Genomic DNA, 10,487 nt, shown 5'->3' with positions numbered 1-10,487 from the left:
CCCCGATCTTCGAGCTGGTCGACTTCGGTGTCGTCGGCGACCTCTTCGACGTCGTCCCCCAGCTCACCGACGAGGTCAAGGCCCGCAAGGGCTGATCACCGCCGTGAGGCTGTCCGAGGCCCCCGCGACCGGCACCGGTTGCGGGGGCCTCGTCGTGTCAGCGCAGGCTCAGCGAGACCTGCACCGGCAGATGGTCGCTCGGGAACTGGCCGTGCATCGAGAAGGTGTCGATGGTGGCCTGGTGCGTGGTCACCCCCGGCGAGGTCAGGATCCAGTCGATACGGTCGCCGTCCGGCTTGAGCCGCTGGTAGCCGTGGAAGGTCGCGTACAGGGGGCCGCGCCGCTCGGCCGCGTCCCAGGTGTCGACGAGCCCCGAGTCCACCAGGGTGTCGTAGGCCGGGTTCTTGTGCGCGGCGGCGTTGAAGTCGCCGGTCACCACGACGGGCAGCGCCGGGTCGAACTCCCCGATCCGCTGGGCGAGCAGCGTGGCGCTGCGCTCGCGCGCGTACTGGCTCCTCTGGTCGAAGTGGGTGTTGGCGACGTAGAACTCCCGCCCGCCGTCGGCCAGATCGCGGAAGCGGACCCAGGTGACGATGCGCGGGAAGGCGGCGTTCCAGGTGTTGGAGCGGATGACCTCCGGGGTGTCGGAGAGCCAGAAGGTGTAGTGCTCGACGGGGGCCAGGCGCCGGATGTCGTAGTAGATGGCCGTGGACTCGTCCCGGCTGCCGCCCTCCCGGCCGGTGCCGATCCAGTCGTAGTGCGGTCCGAGGTCGGTGTCGATGTCCCGCAGTTGCTGGTAGAGGCCCTCCTGGGTGCCGATGACCTGGGGGTTAGCACGGCGCAGGAGTTCGCGCATCACCGGTCTGCGGTCACTCCAGCTGTTGGGTTCGGCGCTGCTCGCGTACCGCAGGTTGAAGGTCATGACGTCGAGCCGGGGAGCGCGGCGCGGCGGGGCCGAGGGGGTCGACCGCCCGGAGCGCAGGGTGGCGGACGGCGTCGAGGAGGCGGACGAGACGGAGATCGCGGCACTGGAGAGGGGCACGGTGACCGCCGCGGCCAGTAAGACCTTCAGGCCCAGACGGCGGGTGACTCGGCGCTGGTTCGGCACGGGTGCTCCTTCGGTGGCGACGGCGGCCGGGCGAGAGGTGCGTGAGGCGAGTCCTGCGCAGTGAGTGTGCTACCCAGGTGTGAGTCGATCGTGAACATGCCCAGATGGGGGTGTGTCGCCCCGTGGACATGGTGTTGACCATCCCGAAGGCGCCCGGATAACTTCATTCAACGGATTGTTGATTCCGTACAGTGGAAAACAGGAGGGTGTGGGATGGGCCAGCAGGAGAAGGTGGCGACGAGCCTCTCGGGCGCCGTCGGCGAGGAGATCAGCGCCTCCCTCGCGCCGGTCGACGCCGAACTGGAGCGCCGGTACCCGGGCGATCCCGGGACCCGCCAGCCCGTTCACACCGTCTACGTCCCCGGTGACGCCTTCGCCGCCGACACCGTCCGCACCTGGGGCGACCGGGCCCTCGCCGCCCTCGACGAACACGCCCCCGACGCCGCCTCCTTCGCCGCCGTCCTCGGTCTCTCCGAGGAGCTCGCCGAACCGGTCTACTCCCGGGTCCGCGCCAAGCTGGAACGCGAGCCGATCGAAGACCTCCGCGTCGACTTCGAGGACGGCTACGGCCCCCGCCCCGACGCCGAGGAGGACGAGACGGCCGCCCGCGCGGCGCGGCTGATCGCCGAGGCGTACGCCACCGGCACGGCGGCGCCGTACATGGGCATCCGGATGAAGTGCATGGAGGCCGCGGTGCGCGACCGGGGCATTCGCACCCTCGACATCTTCCTCACCGGGCTGACGGCCCACGGCCGACTGCCCGACGGCCTGGTCCTGACCCTGCCGAAGGTGACCTACCCCGAACAGGTGAGCGCCTTCGCACGGCTTCTGGAGGCCTTCGAGAAGGCCCACGGCCTGGAGGCCGGCCGGATCGGGTTCGAGATCCAGATCGAGACCAGCCAGGCCATCCTCGCCACCGACGGCACCGCCACCGTCGCCCGGATGATCCAGGCCGCCGAGGGGCGCGCCACCGGACTGCACTACGGCACCTTCGACTACAGCGCCTGCCTCGGCGTCTCGGCCGCGTACCAGGCCAGCGACCACCCCGCCGCCGACCACGCCAAGGCGGTCATGCAGGTCGCCGCCGCCGGTACGGGCGTACGCGTGTCGGACGGCTCCACCAACGTCCTGCCGGTCGGTCCCACGGCGCAGGTGCACGACGCCTGGCGGCTGCACTACGGGCTCACCCGGCGCGCCCTCGCCCGCGCCTACTACCAGGGCTGGGACATGCACCCCGGGCACATCCCGACCCGGTACGCGGCCGTCTTCGCCTTCTACCGCGAGGGTTTCGAGCAGGCGTCGGCCCGGCTCGCCCGGTACGCGGGCCGCGTCGGCGGCGACGTCATGGACGAGCCCGCCACCGCCAAGGCCCTCGCCGGCTATCTGCTGCGCGGCCTGGACTGCGGCGCCCTCGACATCGCCGAGGTGGCCCGGCTGACCGGCCTGACCCGGGCCGGTCTGGAGGGCTTCGCGGCGCCCCGGCGCGGTGACCTGACGGCCTCCGGCAACTAGCGGGTAGCGGCCAAGTCACAGCTTTTCCGGCGGACTTGAACTGCCCCTGGCACCGCCCCGTACTCTGGTGCGCCATTCACAGATGTGTGCGAGGGGCGGAGCTTCGGTGTCGGGTTCGTACGGACAGGGTGACGGGACCGGTCGCCTGCTGGCCGGGCGGTATCGGGTCGTGGCACGGCTCGGCCGCGGCGGCATGGGTGTGGTGTGGCGCGCCGTCGACGAGGTCCTCGGCCGTGAGGTCGCGGTCAAGGAGCTGCGCGCCTACACGGACAGTGCCGGACCCGAACTGGCCGGTCTGCGGCTGCGGATGCAGCGCGAGGCGCGGGCCGCCGCCCGGGTGCGCCATCCCGGCGTGATCGTCGTGCACGACATCGCGCAGGTCGAGGGCCGGCCGCTGATCGTCATGGAACTGGTCGACGGCCCCTCCCTGGACGACCTGTTGCGCGAGCGCGGCACCCTCGGCCCGCACGAGGCCGCCCGGATCGGCGTCGAGGTCATGGACGCCCTGGCGGCTGCCCACCGGGTCGGCGTCCTGCACCGGGACGTCAAGCCCGGCAACATCCTCCTCGACCGCTCCGGCCGGGTCGTCCTCACCGACTTCGGCATCGCCACCATCGACGATCCCGGCGACGGCTCCGCCACCCACCTGACCGGCAGCGGCGAACTCGTCGGCTCCCTCGACTACTTGGCACCTGAGCGGGCCAAGGGCGCGGATCCCGGCCCCGCCTCGGACATCTGGGCCCTCGGCGCCGCCCTGTACGCGGCCGTGGAGGGCGCCTCGCCGTTCCGCCGTACGTCCACCTTCTCCACGCTCACCGCCATCGTCGACGAGCCCCTCCCCGAGCCCCGCCACGCCGGCCGCCTCGCCCCCGTCCTCCGCCGCCTCATGGACAAGCGTCCCGAGGCCCGCCCGGACGCGGAGGAGGCCTGCGACCTGCTGCGCGCCGCAGCCCGGGGACCGGCGGCGGACACCCCGACGACCACCCTGAGGGACCCTGCACGACCGGGGACCGGCCCTGGCACCCCGCTGGTCCCTCCGGGACACGGACCTGCCGACGGCGCGGCCGACGGGTTCGCCCAAGGGGGCGTCGAGGAGGTTGGCGGCAGGTTCGTGCCCGGAGCTTCCCGGGGGCCTGAAGGTGGGTTGGTGGAGGGGGTTGGTGAAGGGCTCGTCCAGGGAGCTGCCCAGCAGTCTGAGGGCGGGCTTGCCCAAGGCGGCGTCGAGGAGCCTGGCGGTGGGTGCGTGCCGGGAGCCTCCGGCAGGCCTGACGGCGGGCTTGCCCAAGGGGCTGACGAGGGGGTCGCTCAAGGGCTGGCCGAGGGGCTGGGGCGTGAGGCCGGGGAGGGGGCTGTCCAGGGGCGTGTCGAGAGGCTTGCCCCCGGATCCGTCCAGGGGCCTGCTCATGGGCTCGGGCCGGAGTCTGCTGAGGGGGTTGTCGGCGGGCTCGTGGAAGGGACCGTGGAGGGAGCTGGGCGCGGTCTCGCCGAAGGGTCTGCCGAGGTGCCCCTGGCCGGGTTCGGCGAAGGGGCTGCCCAGGAGCCCGCCATGGAGCCCGGTGCAGAACGCGGCCAAGCCTCCGCCGCCGGATTCGTCCAAGAGGCCGGGACCCAGGGGGCCGAACGCCAGGGCGCCGGTCCGGTGTTCGCGCGAAGATTAGATCCCGGGGCTCAACCCGCCGCCCCGGACGGCCCGATGAGCCCTGTTCCGCCGCGCCGCACCCGCCGCCGGGCCCGGATGCTCGTCGTGGTGGCCGTCGGTGTCGTCCTCGCGGCGACCGTGTTGACCGTCACCTCGCTGCACGACAAGGGCCGGACGACGAACGTGGACTCGGGGCCGCCCGCCCCGACCGGGATCGGCGCTTCGGAGGGCGTTCGCGGCACCGGGGCCGGGCGCACGGTCGGACCGGATCCGCTGGGGCAGGGGGAGGGGACGAGCGCGGTGCCGGCGGACGGTGCCACGCGCGCCGGGACCGGCGGATCCGCGGACCCGACGGTCCCGGCGGGTGACGCCTCCGCCACGCCGCCCCCGGCGCAGACCGCCGGCCCCAGCCCGTCCACCACTGCCGGTTCCGGTTCCGGGGCGGGTACCGCCACCGCGACGCCTGCCCCGGCCTGTCAGGCCGACGGCGACGGTACGTACGCCTGCCAGGTGCGGAGCGCCGCCAAGTCCTACACCGCCTCCGGTGACAAGGTCGGCAAGGTCCACCCCGGCACCCACTCCTTCTACTGCCAGGCCGACCTGGGGTGGAGGGAGACGCACGGCAAGTGGACCAATGTGTGGTGGGCCAGGACCGACGACGACAACGGCAACACCGGTGTGTACATCAGCGACGTCTACATCGAGGGCGGCGAGAACGACGAGCCCGTGCCCGGGCTTCCCGTCTGCTGAGCGTCGGCGTGCCGCTCCAGGCCCGACGCGACCGCCCACCTCCGCTCGGCGAACAGCCGGGTACCCCGTCGGCACAGCGCGGAGTCGGCCCGGGCCCGCGCGCAGAACTCCTCGGGGGTGACACCGAACAGCTCTCTCAACTCGACCGACTCCGCGAGGAGTTCGGTGAGGAGGGCGCGCTCGCCGGGGTGGCGGCGCGGGGTGCCGGTGCCGTCGTGGAGGACGCCGTGCCGGTTGACGTACGCGTGGACGCCGGGAAGCGTCGTACCGTCCGCGAGGGCGACGTGTACGTCCGGGGCGGGCAGCCGGACCCGCCGGAAGTTGCCGTTCGGCAGCGGCACGCCCTCGCTCGCGTCGATCACCTCCAGCTGCCGCCCGTCCAGCCAGAGGACGAACAACTCCCGTACCGAGGAGGGGGAGTGGACCGGGGCCGCCGATACATAGCCGAGCCGGCTGACATGGGCCGAGACGCCCACGTCGAGACCGGTCACCCGGCCGCGCACCATCGGGAGCGGCTCGCTCACCCCGAACTCGGCCATCTTGTGCTGGAGTTGGGCGGGAGAGGCGTTGGAGCCGACCGCGAGCACCGGCACCCGGCCGTCGTCGTACACCAGCCGGTCCAGGGGCGACAGCCGGTCGCCGTCGAGGAGTACGGAGTCGGCCGGCCAGGCACCGGGGTAGGTCAGCGGATGGTCGCGCGGCGCCCGGTCCAGGCCCAGTTCCGCGAGCGTACGGCCGCCCATGCGCGGCTCAGTCCGCCGGGGGCAGCTCGCCGGAGCCGCGGGTGACCAGCCGGGTCGGCAGCTCGATCCGCTCCGGCGCCAGCAGTGTGCCGTCCAGCTGGCGGAAGAGCCGCTCGGCGGCCGTCCGGCCGAGCAGGGCCGCGTCCTGGGCGACGACCGTGAGGCCCGGGTGCAGCAGATCGGCCAGCTCGATGTCGTCGAAGCCGACCAGCGCCACCGGGCGGGTCCGCTCGGCGAGGACCCGGATCACGGTGACGGTGACCCGGTTGTTGCCCGCGAAGATCGCGGTGACCGGGTCGGGCCCGGACAGCATCTCCTCGGCGGCCCGCCGCACCCGCTCCGGGTCCGTCACGCCCAGCGAGGTCCACGCGTCCTCGACGGGTATCCCGGCGTCCTCCATCGCGGCCCGGTAGCCGCGCAGCCGCTCGGCCGCCGTGTGGATGCGGGGCATGTCGCCGATGAAGCCGATCCGGCGGTGGCCGTGCGCGATCAGATGGGTCACGCCGTCGCGGGCGCCGCCGTAGTTGTCGGACAGCACCACATCGGCGTCGATCTTCCCGGCCGGACGGTCCACGAACACCGTCGCCACGCCCGCCCTGATCTCCGGCTCCAGATAACGGTGGTCGTCCCCGGCCGGGATCACCACCAGCCCGTCCACCCGCCGTGCGCACAGCGCCAGCGCCAACTCCTGCTCCCGGTCCGGGTCCTCGGCGCTGGAGCCGTTGATCAGCAGCGCGCCGTGCGCCCGGGCCACCTCCTCGACGGCACGGCTCAGCGGGCCGTAGAACGGGTCGGCGAGGTCCTCCAGGACCAGACCGATGCTCGCGGTACGGCCCTTGCGCAGCACCCGCGCGCTGTCGTTGCGGCGGAAGCCGAGCGCGTCGATGGCCTCCTGGACCCGGCGCTCGGTGTCCGGGGTCACCCCGGGCTCGCCGTTGACCACCCGGGACACCGTCTTGAGGCCTACGCCGGCCCGCGCTGCCACGTCCTTCATCGTCGGCCGGGTCCCGTATCGGGAGCCGGGGAGACGGTCTGCGCGGCGGGAGGTCTCGGGCACGATGCGGCGTCCTGTCCTGTCGTCCACGGCCCGCATGGGCTCACGGGTTCGGGTCCTGGGCTCATGGGTTTGTATCAGGGATACACAGGCTCGTGGGTTTGTATGAGGATGTGGCGTCGAGCATAGAGCCTGGACAACGTTGTCAGATGCAAGGGAGACTGTCCACCGCAATCTCCGGCCTGCGCCCCCACCGCTGGACCGGCTATCCGCCTTTACTCGGCTACTCATGGTTGACGGGGAGATCTGACTCTGATGCACACCGACCTCGTGGCGGCCCTCGACATCGGCGGCACCAAGATCGCCGGCGCGCTGGTGGACGGCCACGGACGGATCCAGGCGCGCGCCCAGCGCGCGACGCCCGCCCAGCAGGACGGCGAGACGGTCATGGGGGCCGTCGAGGAGGTGGTCGGCGAACTCGCCGGTTCACCCCTGTGGGAACGGGCCGGCTCGCTCGGGATCGGCAGCGCGGGCCCGGTGGACGCCTCCGCCGGCACCGTGAGTCCGGTCAACGTGCCGGGCTGGCGGGACTATCCGCTCGTGGAGCGGGTGCGTGCGGCGGCCGGCGGACTGCCGGTCGAGCTGATCGGCGACGGCGTCGCCATCACGGCCGCCGAGCACTGGCAGGGCGCGGCCCGCGGCCACGACAACGCGCTGTGCATGGTGGTGTCGACGGGCGTCGGCGGCGGCCTGGTGCTGGGCGGCAAGCTCCATCCCGGTCCGACGGGCAACGCGGGCCACATCGGCCACATCAGCGTGGACCTGGACGGGGATCCGTGCCCCTGCGGGTCGCGCGGCTGTGTGGAGCGCATCGCGAGCGGGCCCAACATCGCCCGGCGCGCGCTGGAGGGCGGCTGGCGGCCGGGGGCCGACGGCGACACCTCGGCGGCGGCGGTGGCGGCCGCGGCCCGGGCCGGCGACCCGGTCGCGGTGGCGTCCTTCGAGCGGGCCGCGCAGGCGCTGGCGGCCGGGATCGCGGCCACCGCGACCCTGGTCGAGATCGACATCGCGGTGATCGGCGGGGGCGTGGGCAAGGCGGGGGACATCCTCTTCACGCCGCTGCGCAAGGCCCTCACCGACTACGCGACGCTCTCCTTCGTGCGTCGCCTGACGGTCGTACCGGCCCAGATGGGCACGGACGCGGGCCTGGTGGGCGCCGCGGCGGCCGCCCTGGCCCGCAGGCCGGACGCGACGGCCGCGGGCGTCTGACGCGGGCGGAGGGCACCGCAGGAACGTTCAAGCCCGGCCGGCCGGGGTTCAGGTCCGGCCGGCCGGGCTCGTTCGGCACCCGGAGGAGCCCTCAGGATCAGGGTCCTCAGCAGGTGATGCTGGCGTCCGCCCAGTCCGCGTGGTCGGAGGTGATGCCGTCCCCGCCGTCGGTGACGACGAGCCGGACCACTTCCGCGCCGGTGACGTCGGCGGTGAGCGGCTGGGCGGCCATGGCGGTGGTCAGGACGCCGGTGGAGGCGACCTTCGTGCCGTCCGCCCAGACCTCGAAGGCGACGCTCCCGTTGGCCGCTTCCTCGTCGTCCACCCCGACGTCGGCGGTGACCTTCTCGCACGTCTTCCCGGTGTAGTACTCGATGTCGCTGGGGGCGTGCGCGCCGAGCCCCTTGGCGTACACCACTCCGCCGATGGTGATCGGATGCCCGTCACCGGCCTTGGACTCGCCGTTGCTCGTGTCGCGCTCCACCGGCCCCCAGCCGTTGCTGGTCGAGAGCCAGGTCTGGTCGCTGAGGTAGGAGGTGCCCGCGGGCGGCGGGTCCGCGACGGTCGTCGTGATCGTCATCGCGTTCTCGGTGCGCACTCCGGTCGGCGACCGGTAACTGGCCTTGAGATCAAGGTCGTACGACCCCCTCGGCGTCCCCGCGGGAGCGGTCACCTGCCAGCCGGTGCGCAGGGAGCGGCCCGTCGGCAGCGCGGCGGCCTTCGCCGGTGAGGTCGCACGGACGGTCCAGCCCGCGGGGCCGGTGAGCGAGACGGAGACCTTCTCGGCCGTGGTGCGGCCCAGGTCGGTGACCGACGTGGTGAGCGCGGCGGCCGTGCCCGGCTCGACGAACCGGCTGCCGTCCAGGCCGAGTTCGACGGCCGGCGGGTTGGCCGCCCAGCGCCGGTCGGCGGCCACCCGGACCAGGACCGTGCCGTGCGCCGGGACGATCGCGGAGACGGTGCCCGCGGTGTTGTAGCTGCGGTGCTGCCACAGGTCGCGCAGGGTGTAGGCGGGGGCCTTCGGCAGACCGACGGCCGTCGCGGACGTCGCGATGCGCTGGGGCGAGTTGGACTCGTTGAAGAGGGCCACCGCGCGGCTGCCGTCCTGCATCTCCTTGGCGACGACCCAGCGGCCGTCCTCGGAGGAGACCACCGTGCCCTGCTTGCCCAGCGGGTCCTGGTCGACGGCGATGACCTCCTTGTTGTCCAGGATGTCGAAGGTCGCCTGGGAGGCCTTGCGCAGGTCGGTGCCGATGAGGAGGGGCGCGGCCATGATCGACCACATCGAGAAGTGCGAGCGGTACTCGGTGTCGGTCATGCCGCCGTTGCCGACCTCCAGCATGTCCGGGTCGTTCCAGTGCCCGGGTCCGGCGTACTGCGCGAGCGGCAGGTTCTGCTTGAGGATCGAGACCATCGAGCCCCAGTTGTCGCTGATGTCCCCGGTGGTCCGCCAGAGCTGCCCGACGTCGGCGGCCCACTCCCAGGGCTTGTTCTCGCCCCACTCGCAGATGCTGTAGACGATGGGCCGCCCGGTCGCCTTCAGGGCGTCCCGCATCGTGTTGTAGCGCTGTTTGGCGTCCACACCCTGGTTGTTGCAGTTGTCGTACTTGAGGTAGTCCACACCCCAGTCCGCGAACTGCTGGGCGTCGCTGTACTCGTGGCCGAGGGCGCCCGGGAAGCCGGCGGTGTTGCAGGTCTTGGTGCCCGCGCTGGTGTAGATGCCGAGCTTGAGTCCCTTGGCGTGAACATAGTCGGCAACGGCCTTGATCCCGTCGGGGAACCGGGCCGGGTCCGGTACCAGCTTGCCGTTCGCGTCCCGTTCCGGCAGGGCCCAGCAGTCGTCGAGGTTGACGTACTGGTACCCGGCGGCCTTGAGGCCCTTGGCCACGAAGAGGTCCGCGATGCCCTCGACCATGGCCGCGTTGAAGTCCGCGCGGCAGTGCGTGGAGTTCCAGTTGTTGAAGCCCATCGGCGGGGTCGGCGCGAGCCCGTCGGCGAGCGCGGGGGACTCGGCGGTGCCGTCGGCGACCGCCGGTGCGGCGAGGCCCGTCGAACACAGCAGGGCCGCGGCCAGTGCTCCGACCACTCTTCGGCGGGTTGTGCGGGTGTGAGGGGGACGCATCGTTACGCTCCTCTAAACTCGCGAGAGGTGGGATGACGGCGTGTACGTGTCATCGGTGCGCGCTTATGGTAGGAGCTGTTGGGCTCTGTTGGAAGAGAAGCGGTGAAGGTTGCTCCAGTTCCCTCAATTCCCTTGATGGAGGGGTTCATTCGGGTGCGAGGGGCGCTACGCGCGTTGGGTTGTGTTGATTGACGGCGCAGCAGGAGGCTGTGACAAGCCTGAGTCCGCTCTGAGTGCAGGTCGGGGGGCGGGCCAACCCCGTGCGGGCCGCCCCCACCCAACGGGCCGCCCCGGACAACGTGGGCCCCCCCCGAGCCCCCCCCGAGTGGGCGGGTGAAAGCTGCCAAAAC

Annotated in this window: 7 protein-coding genes; 3 read left to right on the top strand and 4 right to left on the bottom strand. The window is 72.6% G+C overall.

Translation table 11 applies throughout. The features are described from left to right. Positions 1-157 precede the first annotated feature (157 nt). Positions 158-1,108: an endonuclease/exonuclease/phosphatase family protein gene (locus tag ACFZDK_RS48565; protein ID WP_390983741.1), complete on the bottom strand. Its 951-nt coding sequence runs from the start codon at positions 1,106-1,108 to the stop codon at positions 158-160. 213 nt (positions 1,109-1,321) lie between these two features. Here ACFZDK_RS48565 and ACFZDK_RS48560 point away from each other — a divergent pair, with 213 nt between their 5' ends. Then, a complete protein-coding gene (locus ACFZDK_RS48560; RefSeq protein WP_390983738.1) occupies positions 1,322-2,620 on the top strand; it encodes a DUF6986 family protein in 1,299 nt (432 codons plus the stop codon). Between the two features lie 82 nt (positions 2,621-2,702). Then, positions 2,703-5,009 (top strand): protein kinase, encoded by a 2,307-nt coding sequence (locus tag ACFZDK_RS48555; protein WP_390983735.1) that lies wholly within the window; start codon positions 2,703-2,705, stop codon positions 5,007-5,009. Here ACFZDK_RS48555 and ACFZDK_RS48550 read toward each other — a convergent pair. Together ACFZDK_RS48550 and ACFZDK_RS48545 are read right to left on the bottom strand one after the other, a co-directional pair. After that, positions 4,955-5,752, bottom strand: a complete 798-nt coding sequence (locus ACFZDK_RS48550; protein ID WP_390983733.1) for a hypothetical protein — start codon at positions 5,750-5,752, stop codon at positions 4,955-4,957. The genes ACFZDK_RS48555 and ACFZDK_RS48550 overlap by 55 nt on opposite strands. Positions 5,753-5,759: 7 nt before the next feature. Further along, entirely contained in the window at positions 5,760-6,845 is a 1,086-nt protein-coding gene (locus ACFZDK_RS48545; RefSeq protein WP_390983730.1) for a substrate-binding domain-containing protein, read from the bottom strand. A 216-nt stretch (positions 6,846-7,061) separates the two neighbouring features. Here ACFZDK_RS48545 and ACFZDK_RS48540 point away from each other — a divergent pair, with 216 nt between their 5' ends. Beyond that, a complete protein-coding gene (locus ACFZDK_RS48540) occupies positions 7,062-8,015 on the top strand; it encodes an ROK family protein (protein ID WP_390983729.1) in 954 nt (317 codons plus the stop codon). A 106-nt stretch (positions 8,016-8,121) separates the two neighbouring features. Here ACFZDK_RS48540 and ACFZDK_RS48535 read toward each other — a convergent pair whose 3' ends face one another. Next, positions 8,122-10,137, bottom strand: coding sequence for an NPCBM/NEW2 domain-containing protein (locus ACFZDK_RS48535; protein ID WP_390983727.1), 2,016 nt, complete (start codon positions 10,135-10,137; stop codon positions 8,122-8,124). Between the last annotated feature and the right edge of the window lie 350 nt (positions 10,138-10,487).

It is taken from the genome of Streptomyces sp. NPDC007901 (assembly GCF_042959465.1).
In the GTDB taxonomy this organism is placed as follows: domain Bacteria; phylum Actinomycetota; class Actinomycetes; order Streptomycetales; family Streptomycetaceae; genus Streptomyces.
The sequence above is the reverse complement of the archived record's forward strand: the minus strand, read 5'-3'. Positions and strand labels throughout refer to the sequence as shown.